15 protein-coding genes are annotated in these 15,500 nt (G+C 67.6%); 7 read left to right on the top strand and 8 right to left on the bottom strand.

Features of this window, described 5'->3' with window-relative positions; genetic code table 11:
- Nucleotide 1: 1 nt before the first annotated feature.
- Complete coding sequence (locus tag HMJ39_RS02780) at nucleotides 2-325, bottom strand: SET domain-containing protein (RefSeq protein WP_161385656.1); 324 nt, start codon at nucleotides 323-325, stop codon at nucleotides 2-4.
- Between the two features lie 68 nt (nucleotides 326-393).
- Between HMJ39_RS02780 and HMJ39_RS02775 the strand changes: the two genes are divergently transcribed.
- The 3 genes from HMJ39_RS02775 to HMJ39_RS02765 are packed head-to-tail and all read left to right on the top strand — an operon-like array spanning nucleotide 394 to nucleotide 4,269.
- Nucleotides 394-1,797 carry a haloalkane dehalogenase gene (locus HMJ39_RS02775; RefSeq protein ID WP_194296190.1) on the top strand — a complete coding sequence of 468 codons (1,404 nt, stop codon included), beginning with the start codon at nucleotides 394-396 and terminating at the stop codon, nucleotides 1,795-1,797.
- Between the two features lie 4 nt (nucleotides 1,798-1,801).
- Entirely contained in the window at nucleotides 1,802-3,466 is a 1,665-nt protein-coding gene (locus tag HMJ39_RS02770) for an ABC1 kinase family protein (protein WP_194296189.1), read from the top strand.
- A gap of 20 nt (nucleotides 3,467-3,486) precedes the next feature.
- Nucleotides 3,487-4,269, top strand: a complete 783-nt coding sequence (locus HMJ39_RS02765; protein ID WP_228462110.1) for a M48 family metallopeptidase — start codon at nucleotides 3,487-3,489, stop codon at nucleotides 4,267-4,269.
- 182 nt (nucleotides 4,270-4,451) lie between these two features.
- On the opposite strand, the gene nfuA is transcribed toward HMJ39_RS02765, so the two are convergent.
- Nucleotides 4,452-5,045, bottom strand: coding sequence for a Fe-S biogenesis protein NfuA (gene nfuA, locus HMJ39_RS02760; protein ID WP_161385660.1), 594 nt, complete (start codon nucleotides 5,043-5,045; stop codon nucleotides 4,452-4,454).
- Between the two features lie 136 nt (nucleotides 5,046-5,181).
- On the opposite strand from nfuA, the gene HMJ39_RS02755 reads away from it, so the two are divergent.
- From HMJ39_RS02755 to HMJ39_RS02740, 4 genes are all read left to right on the top strand, one after another.
- Nucleotides 5,182-6,501, top strand: a complete 1,320-nt coding sequence (locus HMJ39_RS02755) for an MATE family efflux transporter (RefSeq protein WP_256245198.1) — start codon at nucleotides 5,182-5,184, stop codon at nucleotides 6,499-6,501.
- Nucleotides 6,502-6,528: 27 nt separating this feature from the next.
- Nucleotides 6,529-6,762 (top strand): DUF2970 domain-containing protein, encoded by a 234-nt coding sequence (locus HMJ39_RS02750; protein WP_161385661.1) that lies wholly within the window; start codon nucleotides 6,529-6,531, stop codon nucleotides 6,760-6,762.
- A gap of 164 nt (nucleotides 6,763-6,926) precedes the next feature.
- A complete protein-coding gene (locus HMJ39_RS02745) occupies nucleotides 6,927-8,576 on the top strand; it encodes a nitrite/sulfite reductase (protein WP_194296187.1) in 1,650 nt (549 codons plus the stop codon).
- Nucleotides 8,569-9,090 (top strand): DUF934 domain-containing protein, encoded by a 522-nt coding sequence (locus HMJ39_RS02740; RefSeq protein WP_161385663.1) that lies wholly within the window; start codon nucleotides 8,569-8,571, stop codon nucleotides 9,088-9,090. The genes HMJ39_RS02745 and HMJ39_RS02740 overlap by 8 nt, the downstream gene beginning before the upstream one ends.
- 91 nt (nucleotides 9,091-9,181) lie before the next feature.
- On the opposite strand, the gene HMJ39_RS02735 is transcribed toward HMJ39_RS02740, so the two are convergent.
- From HMJ39_RS02735 to HMJ39_RS02710, 6 genes are read right to left on the bottom strand one after another with little or no spacing between them, the layout of a single operon-like run.
- Nucleotides 9,182-10,225 (bottom strand): zinc transporter ZntB, encoded by a 1,044-nt coding sequence (locus tag HMJ39_RS02735; protein ID WP_161385664.1) that lies wholly within the window; start codon nucleotides 10,223-10,225, stop codon nucleotides 9,182-9,184.
- A gap of 15 nt (nucleotides 10,226-10,240) precedes the next feature.
- Entirely contained in the window at nucleotides 10,241-11,233 is a 993-nt protein-coding gene (locus HMJ39_RS02730) for a YhdH/YhfP family quinone oxidoreductase (RefSeq protein ID WP_161385665.1), read from the bottom strand.
- A 25-nt stretch (nucleotides 11,234-11,258) separates the two neighbouring features.
- Nucleotides 11,259-12,311 carry a protease SohB gene (sohB, locus tag HMJ39_RS02725; RefSeq protein ID WP_256245199.1) on the bottom strand — a complete coding sequence of 351 codons (1,053 nt, stop codon included), beginning with the start codon at nucleotides 12,309-12,311 and terminating at the stop codon, nucleotides 11,259-11,261.
- Between the two features lie 21 nt (nucleotides 12,312-12,332).
- Nucleotides 12,333-12,983 (bottom strand): hypothetical protein, encoded by a 651-nt coding sequence (locus HMJ39_RS02720; RefSeq protein WP_194296186.1) that lies wholly within the window; start codon nucleotides 12,981-12,983, stop codon nucleotides 12,333-12,335.
- Nucleotides 12,980-13,801: an NAD(+) diphosphatase gene (gene nudC, locus HMJ39_RS02715; protein ID WP_228462109.1), complete on the bottom strand. Its 822-nt coding sequence runs from the start codon at nucleotides 13,799-13,801 to the stop codon at nucleotides 12,980-12,982. The genes HMJ39_RS02720 and nudC overlap by 4 nt, the downstream gene beginning before the upstream one ends.
- A complete protein-coding gene (locus HMJ39_RS02710) occupies nucleotides 13,794-15,473 on the bottom strand; it encodes a TraB/GumN family protein (RefSeq protein WP_194296185.1) in 1,680 nt (559 codons plus the stop codon). The genes nudC and HMJ39_RS02710 overlap by 8 nt, the downstream gene beginning before the upstream one ends.
- Between the last annotated feature and the right edge of the window lie 27 nt (nucleotides 15,474-15,500).

Below are 15,500 nucleotides of genomic sequence, written 5' to 3'. Positions count from 1 at the left end.
ATCAGCTCCAATCCTCGCCGTAATCGTGCAGCAGTTCCTGCCCGGTCTTGATGTTCTTCAAGGCGACCACGGTAAGATCGTCGTAATAGGCCACGTTGGGCTTCTTGGCGTGGTTGATGTAGCGCAGATCGCAGAGTACCCGATAGCGCTCCTCGCCCTCATCGTCCAGCCACAGCACATAGGGCCCGTCGCCCTTGGCCGGTTTGGTCCTGAGCTGCCCCAGCACGGTGTCGCGGGCAATCGGCGCCCGGGCGAACAGCCCGCGGCCATGGATCGGGCTTTCCTTTACTTCCACCAGATCCTTTCGCACAAAGGGTTTCGCCATGGTCATCACGCTTGCAGTCGTCATCGGGGCCGTGGCATCTTGCCAGAAAAGCCGCCGGGACGCATGGCATGGGATTCGCCGATTACCCGTTCACCTCGCGCTACCAGACCATCGACGGTCATCGCCTGCACTACATCGACGAGGGACAGGGCCCGACCCTGCTGTTTCTGCACGGCAACCCCACCAGCAGCTATCTGTGGCGCAACGTGATCAAACCGCTGCGCGGCCGTTACCGCTGCGTGGCGCCGGATCTGATCGGCTTCGGCCGCAGCGACAAGCCGGAGCTGGATTACGGCTTCCTGACCCACTACCACTACATCCGCGAACTGGTCGCCGCCCTGGATCTCAAGGACGTGACCCTGGTGCTGCACGACTGGGGTGGCCCGATCGGTTTTCGTCTGGCGCAAAAGGAACCACAGCGGGTGGCGCGGCTGTGCTTCATGGAGACCTTCCCGTTCACCTTCGACTGGGAGGAATTCCCCCTGGCGGCGCGGCCGTTGTTCTTCGCGTTCCGGCGCCGGCGGCTCTCCTACTGGCTGCTGCAGCGGCACAATCTGTTCGTGGAAATGGTGCTGCGCTTCAGCACCTTCCGCCATTTGCCGCGCAGCGTCATGGCCGCCTACCGGGCGCCCTTCCCGGACCCACGCAGCCGCTATCCAATCCGGGTGTTCCCCGGCGAGCTGCCGCTCAATGATCGGGACACCGAGGCGCGCCGCGCCATCGAGGAGATCGAGAACGGACTGGATAGCATGGCTCAGCCCATGCTGTTGCTGCATTTCCACCCCGGCGCGGTGCTCGGCCGCAGCCGCGTGGCCTGGCTGACCCAGCGCCTGCCGGACCTGGAGGTGGTGGACGGCGGGCGCGGCCTGCACTACGTGCCCGAGGACCGCCCGGAACGCATCGCCGAGGCCCTGGACGACTGGCTGCGCCGGCGGCTGCCGGAGCCGGTCCACGACAGCCCGCCGACGCCGGAGGTGGCCGCCGAGGACGACCGCTATGGCGGCCCTCTGACCTGGGCCTTCGCCGCCACCGAGCACGGCGACATGGTGGCGGCCTGGTCGCCCCAGGGGCTGGTGATGCTGAGCTTCGCCGACGACGCCGAGGACGGCCGTGCCCAGGTGGCGCGCCGCTTCCCCAAGGCCAGCCTGGAGGCCGGCCATGGCGACGCCATCCACGCCCTGCTGGCGGCCCCGGCGGAAACGCCCCTGCACCTGGTGGGCACCCCCTTTCAGCGCGCCGTCTGGCGCGCCCTGCTCGACATTCCCGCCGGCCAGACCCGCCACTACGGTGAACTGGCCCGCGCCCTGAACAGCCAGGCCCGGGCGGTGGGCAGCGCCGTGGGCAGCAACCGCATCGCCCTGCTGGTACCCTGCCACCGGGTGGTGCCACGGGCCGGCGGCCTGGGCGGCTACCACTGGGGCGTGGCGCGCAAGAAGGCGCTGCTGGCCGCGGAAGGCGTCAAGGAACCCTGAATCGATGAATTTGCTGCACACCGGCCGCGACCTGCGCCGTATCAATCAACTGGCCGCGGTGCTGCTCAAGTACGGGTTCGCCGACATGCTGCGCCGCCTGGGTCTGGCGGCGCCGGTGGAACAGGCCGGCCGTCTGGTGCGCGCCGGTGGCGACCACCGCCTGCTGCGCATGGGCACCGCCGAGCGGCTGCGCCATGCCCTGGAGGAAATGGGCCCCACCTACGTGAAGCTGGGCCAGGTGCTGGCCACCCGGGTGGACCTGTTCCCGCCGGACTGGATCGACCAGTTCGAGCGCCTCCAGGACCGCGCCCGCCCGTTGCCCTTCGACAGCCTGCGCCCGGCGGTGGAGGCGGCCCTGGGCCGGCCCCTGGACCGGGTGTTCGCCAGCGTCGACGAGCAGCCCCTGGGGGTGGCCTCCATTGCCCAGGTGCACGGCGCCCTGACCCGGCGCGGCGACCGGGTGGTGATCAAGGTGCGCAAGCCCGGCATCGAGGCGATGATCCACTCCGATCTGCGGCTGCTGGACCAGCTCGCCAAGCTGGCCTCGGACAACTCCGAGGAACTGCGCCGCTACCGGCCGGTGGAGCTGGTGCGCGAATTCCGGCGTTCGCTGACCCGGGAACTGGATTTCACCATCGAGGCGCGCAACGCGGAGCGCATCCGCCGCAATCTGCGCGCCTTCAAATGGCTCACCGTGCCGCGCGTGGACACCGCCCTGAGCAGCGCCTCCCTGCAGGTGCAGCAGCGCATCGAGGGCATCCCGGCCCGGGCCCTGGACCAGCTCGACGCCGCCGGCCTGGACCGGCCATTGATCGCCCGGCGCGGCGCCCTGGTGGCCTGGAAAATGGCTCTGGAGGACGGCTTCTTCCACGCCGACCCGCACCCCGGCAACTTCCTGATTCAGCCCGGCAACCGCATCGCCATGCTCGATTTCGGCATGGTCGGCAAGCTCAGCGACGGCCGCCGGGACCAGGTGGTACGCCTGGTGCGGGCGGTGATCACCCGGGAATCGGAACACGCGGCGGCGGTGCTGGCCGGCTGGTCCGACGGTCAGCCGGTGCAGTTCGAGGCGCTGGTGGCGGACGTGGAGGACGTGGTCTCGCTGTACTACGGCCTGCCCCTGGCGCAGCTGGATCTGGGCGCCCTGCTGGCGGACATCACCGCCCTGATCCGCAACCACGGCCTGGTGCTGCCGGCGGACATCGCCCTGCTGCTCAAGGCACTGCTCACCCTGGAAGGGTTCGGCCGCCTGCTCAATCCGGATTTCGACCTGATCGAGGAAGCCCGGCCCCTGATGCAGCGGCTGGTGCGCCAGCGCTACTCGCCGCGCCGGCTGGCCCGCAGCCTGGGCCTGCGCGCCCTGGACATGGTGGACCGGGCCTATGCCCCGCCAATGGCCCCGGGCACACCCCGGCCGGGCCAGGACGGCGGCCTGGACCCGCGCCATCTGGAAACCCTGGTGGCGCGCCTGGAGCGCGGCCAGTACCGCCAGGTGCAGACCCTGCTGGCCGCCGCCGCCCTGATCAGCGGCAGCCTGATGCTGGCCGGCCGGGTGCCGCCGGCGCCCTGGGGCATCTCCGTGCTCGGCGTGCTGTTATTATTGGCTGGCGGGCTGTGGTCCACGTGGTTACTCTGGGTCGCCCGCCGCCACCTGCGCGAATGGAAATGAATAAAAGGAGTATCGATACAATGAAACGTCTCGCCCTGCCCGCCCTGACGGTGCTGCTGCTGGCCGCCTGCGCCACCTCGCCTCTGGGCCGCCAGCAGTTTCTGTTGCTGCCGGCCGCGGAGATGGACCAGATGGGGGTTCAGGCCTATTCCGAGATGAAGCAGGAGCAGCCCACGGTCAGCGGTACCAAGGAGGCCCGCTACGTGCAGTGCGTGGCCAACGCCATCACCGCCGTGGTGGATTCCGACCAGCAGTGGGAAGTGACCGTGTTCAAGGACGATTCGGCCAACGCCTTCGCCCTGCCCGGCGGCAAGATCGGCGTGCACACCGGTCTGCTGAAGGTGGCCAAGAACCAGGACCAGCTGGCGGCGGTGATCGGCCACGAAGTGGGCCACGTGATCGCCCAGCACTCCAACGAACGCATGTCGATTCAGTATGCCACCCAGACCGGCACCCAGCTGGTGGCCGCCCTGGCCGGTGGCGACAGCGCCGAGAAACAGACCCTGATGGGCCTGCTGGGCGTGGGCGCCCAGTATGGCGTGCAGCTGCCGTTCAGCCGCAAGCATGAGGCGGAGGCGGACGTCGTCGGCCTGCAACTGATGGCGGAAGCCGGTTTCAACCCGGAACAGAGCGTCGATCTGTGGCGGAACATGGCCGCCGCCGGCGGCTCGGCGCCGCCGGAATTGCTGTCCACCCACCCCAGCAACGAAACCCGCATCCAAGGGCTGCAGGCGCGGCTGCCGGAAGTACGGCCGATCTACCAGCAGGCGCGGGCCGCGGGCCGTCGGCCGAACTGCGGCTAGGGTTCAATGGGGGATAATCGCGGTGAGGCGGGACGCCGCCCGGCCGTTCCCGCGACGGGCCTTGGCGCCACCGGATGGTATCGCGGCTGAAGCCGCTCCTACCGCTTGATCGGAGCGGTAGGAGCGGCTTCAGCCGCGATCAGCCCGGCGCAATAAGCAGCCCTGGAAGCCGTCGACGGGGCTTACTGGTAGTAGGCGTTCTCGGTCACGGTGTGGTCGGTCTTGTCGCGCACCCCGGTAAGCTCGGGGAGCTGCTCCATCAGGGTCCGCTCCACGCCGTCCTTGAGGGTCACGTCCACCACCGAGCAACCCTGGCAGCCGCCGCCGAATTCGAGAATCGCCACGTTCTCGTCGGTGAGCTCCAGCAACTGCACGTTGCCGCCGTGGGCGGCCAGGTTCGGATTGATCTCGGCGTACAGAATGTAATTGATGCGCTCTTCCAGGGTGGCGTCCGGACTGATGTCCGGCACCCGGGACTTGGGCGCGCGGAAGGTCAGCTGGCCGCCCATGGAATCCTTCTTGAAGTCGATCACGGCGTCTTCCAGGTAGCGCACGCTCTTGCCTTCGATGAAGGCGTGGAAGCCGTCGTAATCGTAGCGCACGTCCTCGTCTTCCTGCTCGCCATCCGGGCAGTAGGCCATGCAGCACTCCGCGTGGGGGGTGCCGGGGCGTTCCACGAAAATACGCACGCCGATGCCGTCCTGATCCTGGCGGGACAGCAGGTCGCGCAGGTACTCCTGGGCGGAGTCTGTGATGCGGATAAGAGGTTCGGTCATGCCGATTCCCGGTTGCCACTTTCCTGACTATTTTAGTCAGGTACTCGCCGGTTGCAATGGGCGCACGCTATCACTGGGGTAGGACCGGCCTTTCTGCTAAGGTGCCCGCTTCCTTGGACCGGGACCCTTTCGATCCGTGCTACTCCGCAGCCGACGCATTCTCGCTCTGGCCCTGCCGATCATGGCCGCCATGGCCAGCCAGAGCCTGCTCAACCTGGTGGACGCCGCCATGGTCGGCAGCCTGGGCGGCAAGGCCCTGGCCGGGGTGGGCCTGGGCGGTTACGCCGCCTTCATGTCGATCAGCGTGGTGATCGGCCTGGGCGCCGGGGTCCAGGCCATGGTGGCGCGCCGCAAGGGCGAGCGCGCCGAGGCCCATTACGCGGTGCCGCTCAATGCCGGCCTGGTGCTGGGCTTCGCCCTGGCGGTGCCGATCTCGCTGCTGTTCTGGCTGGCCAGCCGGCCGGCCATGGGGCTGCTGGCCCCGGACGCGGAAGTGGCGCGCATCGGCAGCGCTTACCTGGACATGCGCCTGCTCAGCGTCTGGGCGGTGGCGATGAATTTCTGCTACCGGGGCTACTGGAACGGCATCAACCGCCCCCTGGTGTACATGCGCACCCTGGTGATCACCCATGTGATCAACGTGGCGCTGAGCTACTGTCTGATCTTCGGCCACCTGGGCCTGCCCGCCCTGGGCGCCGCCGGCGCCGGCCTCGGCACCAGCCTGGCGCTGTACATCGGCAGCGCCCTGTACCTGCTGCAGACCTGGCGCCATGGCCGCGCCCACGGCTTCCTGCGCGAGTGGCCGCCGGGACTCACCTTCCGCCATATCTTCCGGGTCAGCCTGCCCAACGGCGTGCAGCAGTTCTTCTTCGCCGGCGGCCTGACCCTGCTGTTCTGGGTGATCGGCCGGGTCGGCACTGAGGAAGTGGCGGTGGCGCACATCCTGATCACCCTGATTCTGTTCCTGATCCTGCCGGCCATCGGTCTGGGCCTGGCGGCGGCCTCCCTGGTGGGTCAGGCCCTGGGGCGCGGCGATCCGGACGACGCCTATCGCTGGGGCTGGGACGTGACCCGGGTGGCCATCGTGCTGCTGTTCCTGCTGGCCCTGCCCATGTGGCTGACGCCGGACTGGGTGCTGGGGCTGTTCCTCAAGCAGCCGGAGCTGGTGGAACTGGGCCGCCTGCCGCTGATGATCACCGGCCTGGCGATCTGCCTGGACGGCGTCGCCATCGTTTTCACCCAGGCGCTGCTGGGCGCCGGCGCGGCGCGCTCGGTGATGGTCGTCACCCTGGCGGTACAGTGGTTTTTCTTTTTGCCGCTGGCCTATATCATCGGGCCGGTGCTGGGTTACGGGTTGCTCGGCATCTGGCTGGCCCAGGCGGTGCAGCGGCTGATCACCTCGCTGCTGCTGTGTGGGCTGTGGCTCAAACGGGGCTGGGCCGGCATTGAATTGTGACCCGTCCGATCGCCGTTTGAGGTAACCATGAGCAACAACAACGAGCAAAAAGACCCGGATCAACGTCCCCGTTTCATTCAGGTGGTGCACAGCGTGCTGGCCGCCATTTTCGGCGTGCAGAGCGGCGCCAACCGGGAACGCGACTTCCAGAAGGGCAAGGCCGGTGACTACATCGGCGTCTACGTGGTGGTGGTGGTGGCCATCGTCATCGGCATGTTCATCGTCGTCAACATGGTGCTCAGCGCCGCCCAGGGCGGCTGATCCGCCCCGCCCTGCCCCGCCCGCTTATGCACCGAACGCCTAGAGATATAGCAATATATTTCTTTTAAGTATAAGCGGGCTTTGCTACATTCCCGCCCAAATCCGATGGGTAAAGAGATTACTCTTTACGAATCAATGCATTAAACAGTGCGCAACGGTATCTCATGTACGTTTATCAGGATTACGATCAACGGCTTCTGGAAGAGCGGGTAGCCCAGTACCGCGACCAGACCCGGCGCTATCTGGCCGGCCAGTTGAGCGAGGACGAATTCCTTGCCCTGCGCCTGCAGAACGGCCTCTATATCCAGCGCTACGCGCCCATGCTGCGTATCTCGGTGCCCTACGGGATGCTGTCCAGCGCCCAGTTGCGTACCCTGGGCGGCATCACCCGGGATTATGACAAGGGCTTCGCCCACGTCAGTACCCGCCAGAACATTCAGCTCAACTGGCCCCAGGTGGAGGAAGTCCCGGACATCCTCGCCGAGCTGGCCAAGGTGCAGATGCACGCCATCCAGACCAGCGGCAACTGCATTCGCAATATCACCACCGACGAGTACGCCGGCGTCAATCCCCACGAAGTGGAGGATCCCCGCCCCTGGTGCGAGATCATCCGTCAGTGGTCCACCTTCAACCCGGAATTCGCCTACCTGCCGCGCAAGTTCAAGATCGCGGTGAACGCGGTGCCGGACGCGGACCCGGCGGTGATCGGCGTGCACGACATCGGCGTGCAGGTGGTGCACGGCGACGACGGCGAAACCGGTTTCCAGGTGTGGGCCGGCGGCGGCCTGGGCCGCACGCCGATGACCGGCGCCCTGATCGGCGAGTTCGTGCCGTGGCGGCACCTGCTCGCCTACCTGGAAGCGATCCTGCGGGTGTACAACAAGTACGGCAACCGGGACAACAAGTACAAGGCGCGCATCAAGATCCTGGTGAAGGCACTGGGTCCGGAACGGTTCCGCGAACTCACCGAGGCGGAATTCGCCGAGCTCAAGGACGGCTCCATGACCCTCACCGAGGACGAAGTGGCGCGCATCCGCGAATGCTTCACCGCCCCGGCCTACCGGGACGGCCAGGACACCGGCGCCGTGGACCGGGCCCTGGACGAAAACCGCGCCTTCAACCGCTGGTACCACACCAACACCCGGGCCCATAAGCACGATGGCTACCGGGCGGTGACCGTGAGCCTGAAGAAAACCGGGCGCATCCCCGGTGACATCAGCGACGAGCAGTTCGAGAAACTGGCGGACCTGGCGGACCGCTTCAGCTTCGGCGAGGTGCGCAACACCCACCAGCAGAACATGGTGCTCGCCGACGTGGCCAAGGACGATCTGTTCGCCCTCTGGAAGGAACTGGACGCGCTCGGCTTCGCCACTCCCAACCTGGGCCTGCTCACCGACATCGTGGCCTGCCCCGGCGGCGACCTGTGCGCCCTGGCCAACGCCAAGTCCGTGCCCGTCGCCGAAGGCATCCAGCGCCGCTTCGACGACATCGACTACGTGCACGATCTGGGCCCGCTGGACATCAACATCTCCGGTTGCATGAACGCCTGCGGCCACCACCACATCGGCCATATCGGCATTCTCGGCGTGGACAAGAAAGGCAAGGAGTTCTACCAGATCACCCTGGGCGGCCGTGGCGACAAGGTGTCGCGCATCGGCGAGAAGATGGGCCCGTCCTTCGAGTCCCACGAGGTCACCGATGTGATCGAGAAGATCATCAACACCTACGTGGACCGTCGCCTGGAGAACGAGCCCTTCATCGACACCTACGAGCGCATCGGCATGGACCCGTTCAAGGAGAGCGTCTATGGCTAACGCCAACCCCGAGCGGGTCATCCTCGACGGCGAGATCGTCGACAATACCTGGGTGCGTTTCGACGCCGACCAGCTGGAAGCGGACGGCCTGCCCGACGGCGGCGCGGTGATCGTGCCGCTGGCCTACTGGAAGGCCCACCGCGACACCCTGCTGGAACGCAACGATCCGGTGGGCGTGTGCCTGGAGCCCGGCGAGGAGCCGGCGGACCTGGCCGAGGACCTGCCCCGGCTGTCGCTGGTGGCGGTTCACTTCCCGGCGTTCAAGGACGGCCGTGGCTACTCCTACGCCCGGGAACTGCGTACCCGCTACCGCTTCGAAGGCGAGGTGCGCGCGGTGGGCGACGTGCTTCAGGACCAGCTGTTCTATCTGCACCGGGTGGGCTTCAACGCCTTCGAGGTGCGCGCCGACCGGGACATCGAGGAAGCGCTGGAGAACGGCCTGCGGCCCTTCACCGTGACCTACCAGGGCGACGTGCACGACCCGCGCCCGATTTACCAGCGCCGGCCGGCCTAGATCGCGGCCAAAGCGGTATGCCGCCCGGCCACTCCTAGCGCATTCTACTGCTGTAGGAGCGGCCGGGCCGGAGTCCGCGCCCCCTTCTGATTCACTTCTTGCGCAGTAACCAGGAGGTGCGCGTCAGCACCCCCAGCCGCCCCAGGCGCACCGCCTTGCTGGCGCGATCCCCGAACCAGCGCTGGCGCACCATCCACAGCAGCAAGCCCACCGAGATCACCCCCAGGAAGCCCAGGAACCACCAGAACGCGTTGGGGTCCTCGACGCCCGGCATGCCGCCGATGTTGATGCCGAACAACCCGGTGAGAAAGCCCAGGGGCAGAAAGATGGCACTGATGATCGCCAGCAGGTACATGCGATCGTTGATCGCCTCGTTCTGCACCGAGAACACCTCTTCCTGAAGCAGCGTGGCCTGGTCCCGGGCGGCGTCCAGGTCCTCCACCAGGCGGGTCAGGCGATCGCCGGCCTCGCGGATCAGTTCGGCGTCGTCCCGGCTCAGGCGGGCATCGCCCTGCAGGCGGTTGATCGCCTCGCGCTGCGGGGCCAGGTAGCGCCGCAGCGCGATGGCGCGGCGGCGCACGCCGCTGATGGCATGGGTCAGGGCCCGGTCCGGGGAGTGCTCCAGGGCGTCGGAGCACTCGCCCACCAGATCCTCGAGACGCTCGATCACGTCTTCCATGCGCCAGGTCAGGCCGTCCACCAGCCAGGCCAGCAGCTCCGAGCCGGACGCCGGCCCCTCGCCCTTGAGCAGGCCCTCGCTGATTTCGGTGACGGTGAACAGCTGCCGCTTTTGGGTGCTGATGATCAGGTTGTCCTTGAGCCACAGCCGGATGGCGATCATGTCCTCCGGACGGGCGTCCGGGTACAGGTTCACGCCGCGCAGGTAGACCAGCAGGCCGCCGCCCACCTCCGCCGCCCGCGGGCGGGTATCCGGGGTGACCAGGGCCTCGGCCACGGCATCGGGAATGGACGGCTGCGCCAGCAGCCACTGGTGGGCGTCCTCGGCGGTGTAGTCCAGGTGCACCCAGACCGGCGCCCGGCGTTCGGGCAACCGCTCACCGAGAACGAACGGCTCGGCACCGCCGGCACCGTCCAGCTGCAGGGCCAGTTTGGCCCAGGGGGGATTCTCGGCCACCGGAGGTCTCCTGGCTCAGTCCGCGACCTTGACGACCACGCGCCCGCGCACGCCGCCTTTGAGAATGCGGCCGAACCAGTCCGGCAGCTGATCGCGGGTGACCTCGGCGGCTTCCAGCTTGGCCAGCTCCGGGCGCCAGTCGCTGGCCAGCAGCTGCCACATCTGCTGCTTGACCTCGCAGGGCAGCTCCACGCTGTCCACGCCCAGCAGGTTGACCCCGCGCAGGATGAACGGGAACACGGTGGCGTTCTCCAGCTTGGGGGAGCCCGCCAGGCCGCAACAGGCCGCGCTGCAGCCGTACTTGAGGCCCTTCAGCGCGCTTACCAGGGCGTCGCCGCCGACGCAGTCCACCACCCCGGCCCAGCGCGGCTTGAGCAGCGGCTTGTCGAGGCCTTCCAGGAGCGCGTCCCGGTCCAGAATGTCGGCGGCGCCCAGTTCGCGCAGCCAGTCATGGGCGTCCGCCTTACCGGTGACCGCCACCACGGTGAAGCCGAGCCGCGACAGGATCGAGACCGCGGTGCTGCCCACCCCGCCGGTGGCGCCGGTGACCAGCACCTCGCCCTGCTCCGGCTGCAGACCGGTGTCCAGCAGCGCCTCCACGCACAGCGCGGCGGTCAGGCCGGCGGTGCCCAGCAGCATGGCGTCCCGGGGGCTCAGATCGGCGGGCAGCGGCGCCAGCCATTCGGCGGGCACGCGGATGTAATCGCCGTAGCCGCCGGCGGTGTTCATGCCCAGGTCATAGCCGGTGCAGATCACCGCGTCGCCGGGGCTGAAGGGGCCGGCACCGGCCTCCTCCACCACGCCCACGGCGTCGATGCCGGGGGTGTGCGGGAACGAGCGGGTGACGCCCTTGTTGCCGCTGGCGGACAGGGCGTCCTTGAAGTTGAGCGACGACCAGGCCACCCGCACCAGCACCTCGCCCTCGGGCAGGTCGGTGAGTTCCCGTTCGCCCACGTGGCTGCGGTAGCCGTCGTCGGTCTTTTCCGTGATCAGTGCCTTGAAACCCATGGGGGTCCGCTCCTTTGGTCGGGCATCAATGGAGCTGGCGCTGGCTGCCCCGGTGCCAGAAACGGTCGATCAGACGCTGCGCCGCGCCTTCCAGGGAAAAACCCAGTTTGTCCGCCAGCTTGCGCTTGTATTCCCAGTTCAGCTCGTAAATGTCCAGGTGCTCCTTGCGCCCCTGCAAGTATTCATCACTGGTCATGATGTCGTCCACCAGGCCCAGGTCCCGGGCGCGGGTGCCGAACCAGTGCTCGCCGGTGGCCACGGTATCGATGTCCAGGGTGCGGCGGTGCTCGCGCACGAAGCTCTTGAACAGCTGGTGGGTTTCCTCCAGCTCTTCCTGGAATTTCTCGCGGCCCTTGTCGGTGTTCTCGCCGAGCATGGTGAGGGTGCGCTTGTACTCGCCGGCGGTCATCAGCTCCACGTCCACGTCGTTTTTTTGCAGCAGACGGTGGAAATTGGGGATCTGGGCGACCACGCCGATGGAGCCGATCACCGCGAACGGCGCGCACAGAATGCGGTCGCCAATGCAGGCCATCATGTAACCGCCGCTGGCGGCCACGCGGTCCACCGCCACGGTCAGCTTCAGGCCCCGGCCACGCAGGCGGCGCAGCTGGGAGGCCGCCAGGCCGTAGCTGTGCACCAGGCCACCGGGGCTTTCCAGACGCAGCAGTACTTCGTCGTCCTTGTTGGCCACTTCCAGCACCGCGGTGATTTCACGGCGCAGCCGCTCCACGTCGCTGGCCTGGATGTCGCCGTCGAAGTCGAGCACGAACAGGCGCGGCTTGTTCTTCGCCTCGGCACCGGCCTTCTTGCGTTGCTTGGCCTTGGCCTTCTCTTCCTTGCGCTTTTTCTTGGCGTCCGCCTTGCGCTCCTCGGCGGGCAGCACCTGGTGGCTGATGCTGTCGCGCAGATCCTCGAAATCCTCGTTGAGGTTGCGTACCCGCAGCTCCCCGTCCCGGGGCGCGCGCTGGCGGTTGCGCATGGCGGTGGCGGCGATGCCCGCCACCACAATCAAAATCGCCACCACGAGGGTGGCGACCTTGGCGAGGAACATGCCGTACTGATAAAGAAAATCGATCACCGTGTCCGTTACCCGTCCTGTTTATTGCCAGCCCGCCACGGCGCGTTGGGCGCTGCCGTTGAGCGGTCGTCCGATCAAGCCACCCGCCGGCGGCACGGTCACCTCGAAGATGGCGCCGTCCGCCATGGGCAGATAAGCCGCGCTACCATAGCGCGCATCGACCAGGAAACTCCAGCCCTCGCGGGCCTGGCGCCACACGTCCATGCCCAGGGGCTTCTGGCTCAGGCTGTACACGGTGCGTTCCTTGGAGCGCTCGTCCTCCAGGGCGAAGTAACGGCCCTGGATGCGGTCGAGCTGATAGCCGGGTTTCAGACCCAGCAGCGTGAACGGGGTTTTCCATTTGACGATGCGGGCATCCAGCTGCCACTGGTCGCCGTTAAGGCGGAAGTCCTCGCTGCCGCCGTCCTCGCGGGTGACGGTGGCGATGTAGCTCTGCTCACCGGTGGCGCGGAAGCTGATGGTGGCCACCGGGGTTTCCTCGTTGAGCTCGTGGAAGCTGTAGAGATTGAGCGCCACCAGCACCAGATAGACCGCCAGCGCCACCAGCACCAGGCCGGCGGTGCCCTTGATCCACTGCCATACCCATTTGTGGCGAAGCAGCACCCAGGCGCCCACCAGAACCAGGACCAGGCTCACCGCCAGGATCAGAAAAGGCACCACGCTGAAGCTCATCGGTTGTCCCGCCAGTGGTCGATCAGGGTCCGGGCGATGCTGCCCGGCGGAGGAATGTCCGGCAGCTCGCTGTAATGGAACCAGCGGGCATCGGTGATCTCGTCATCGTCGATGCGGATTTCACCGCCGGCGTAGTCGGCGTGAAAGCCCAGCATCAGGGAATGGGGAAACGGCCAGGACTGGCTGGCGAAGTAGCGCAGCTCGCCCAGCGTCACCCCGCTCTCTTCCATCACTTCCCGGCGTACCGCCTGCTCGGCGGTCTCCCCGGCCTCCATGAAGCCGGCCAGGCAGGAATAGAAGCCTTCCGGGAAGCGCGCCGAGTGGCCCAGCAGAGCGTGGTCGCCGTCGGTGACCAGGGCGATGATGCAGGGGGTGATGCGCGGGTACTGCCGGTAGTCGCAGGCCGGGCAGACCATGGTCAGCTCGGTGGCGTGGGGCTCGGTGGGCGTGCCGCAACGGCTGCAGAACCGGTGGTTGTAGCGCCAGCTGATCACCTGCAGGGCACGGGCGGCCATGGTGAACAGGGCCTCGTCCATCTGCCCCAGCAACTGGCGCAGTGACAGCGGATACAGCGGCCGGTCGGCCAGCTCGTGGTCGGCCTGCAGGCATACGTAGCAGGGCTCGTCGCGCAGCAGGCCGAGGAAACGGTAATCCGGGTGTCCCCGGAGCAGAAAGGCGGGCAACCTCGGGATGCCCGGTCCGGGATGTTGCTCGGTGTCCACGCACAGCTGCTGCTCGTGGATCACGAACACCCAGGCCTCGTCCGCCCGGGAAGGTTCCGGGGCGGACAGGTCCATGGGGTTCGGGGTGTCAGCCATTCGGGTTCTCCGTCGCCGGGTACCCGAGCTCGGCCACCGCCTGTTCGGCCACGTCGAGCACCCCTTCGCCAATCGGTTTCTGTTCTTCCATGCTCTCCAGATAATAATCAATGCCCGTGAGAGCGTCGGCAAGGGTTTCCATGGCCGGCTGGGTCGGCGGTTCGTCGCCGTTGAGCAGCTTCTCCTCGATGTGCCGGCGGCAGGCGGCGATCACCCGGCAGGCCCGCTCCAGCTCCAGGAACATGAGCCCCCCGCAGGTGGTGGCGAAGGTGCCCGGCAGGTTGGTGATGTGCATCGGGTCCCACTGGTTTTCCATGAAACTGGCCAGGGACCGCTTGGCCAGCGCCAGGCCGGCGCGGCACTCCCCCACCACCGTCATGCGGGCGTCATCGAGCTGGTAGAGGGAGATGTTGGCGTTGGTGGCGTCGCGGCGCACGTCGTCGCTGGGCGCGAGGCTGCGCTCCAGGCTCGCCACGGTGTTCTCCGCGGCCAGCAGGTCGTCCACCAGGGCGTGGAAGTCGACGCTGTCCACCTCGGTGTCCGCCGGCCAGTCGGCGATCGCTCCGGCGCGCTCGCGCAGGGCCGTGGCCTCCTGTTCCTTGCCGACCATTTCCAGGGTGCTGGCGACCCGGCGCAGGCCGCCGGCCACGGCACCGTAATCGGTGTCGGCGACGCCCTGGGCGGCCAGGTCCAGGGTGTCCTTGATCTGGTTGATCTCGTCCTTCAGGGCGCCGGCCACGGAGCGGATCACCGAGCCCCGGGAGCCGGTCATCAGGGCCAGTTCCCGCTGCAGATCGGCGTCGGTGATGCGGCCGCCCACGCCGAACACACGGCGTACTTCCGCCGCCGCCGGCGTGGCGCCGGAGCCCAGGCTGGCCAGGAACAGGCTTTCCTTGATCAGCAGCAGCGGCGCTTCCTGGGCCAGGGCCCGCTCGCCGTCGTACACCAGCTTCTTGAGCTGGCGGTCGTACTGGGCCAGCAGCGCCTTGCGCGCCGGGGTGATCACCATGCCGTCGGTGGCCAGGCTTTCCGTGGCGGCCCGCGCCACCCACCAGAACCGGCTCAGCGGGCAGTCGCCGCACAGGGCGTCCACCCGCTGCAGGGCGCGGGCCATGAGCTTGAGGTGGGCGTCCCGGCTCTGGCCGCGCAGCAGCCCCAGCAGGCCCACCTGGTACATGTGGCGCAGGCGCCGGCCCTGGGACGCGAGCGCGGACGGGTCCCCCGCCGGCGGCACCGGGTCCCGGGCCCGGGACAGATCGACGCTGAAGAAATGGCTTTCCTGGATCAGGGACTTGCCGCCGGCGCGGCGCAGCTCGTTGATGCCGCCGATCAGCATCTCCGGCATGGCCCGGTCCTTGAGCTGGACGTATTCGAAATAGCGCCCGAGCAGCACGATGGCATTGCCCAGGGCCTGCACCAGCACCCGGTCGTGCTGGCGCTTGAGGGCCTCGGTGGCCAGCTCCATCTCCTCGCTCATCAGGGTGGCGGCGCTCAGTTCCAGCACCTGGGAAATACCGCGCAGTTGATGGAAGGCGCTGGCGCACTGGTCCAGGACGGCGGCGTCGCCGCGGTCCTCGGCGAACGCCTCGAGGCTTGCCTCGGCTTCGCTGAGCGTGGTGTCGATGGCCTCCTTCAGGAAGGTCAAGGAGGTGGTATTGGTGATGGCGACCATGCGTTACGAAACCCCTGGTGAAAATTA

It is taken from the genome of Alloalcanivorax profundimaris (assembly GCF_015265435.1).
In the GTDB taxonomy this organism is placed as follows: Bacteria; Pseudomonadota; Gammaproteobacteria; order Pseudomonadales; family Alcanivoracaceae; genus Alloalcanivorax; species Alloalcanivorax profundimaris.
The sequence above is the reverse complement of the archived record's forward strand: the minus strand, read 5'-3'. Positions and strand labels throughout refer to the sequence as shown.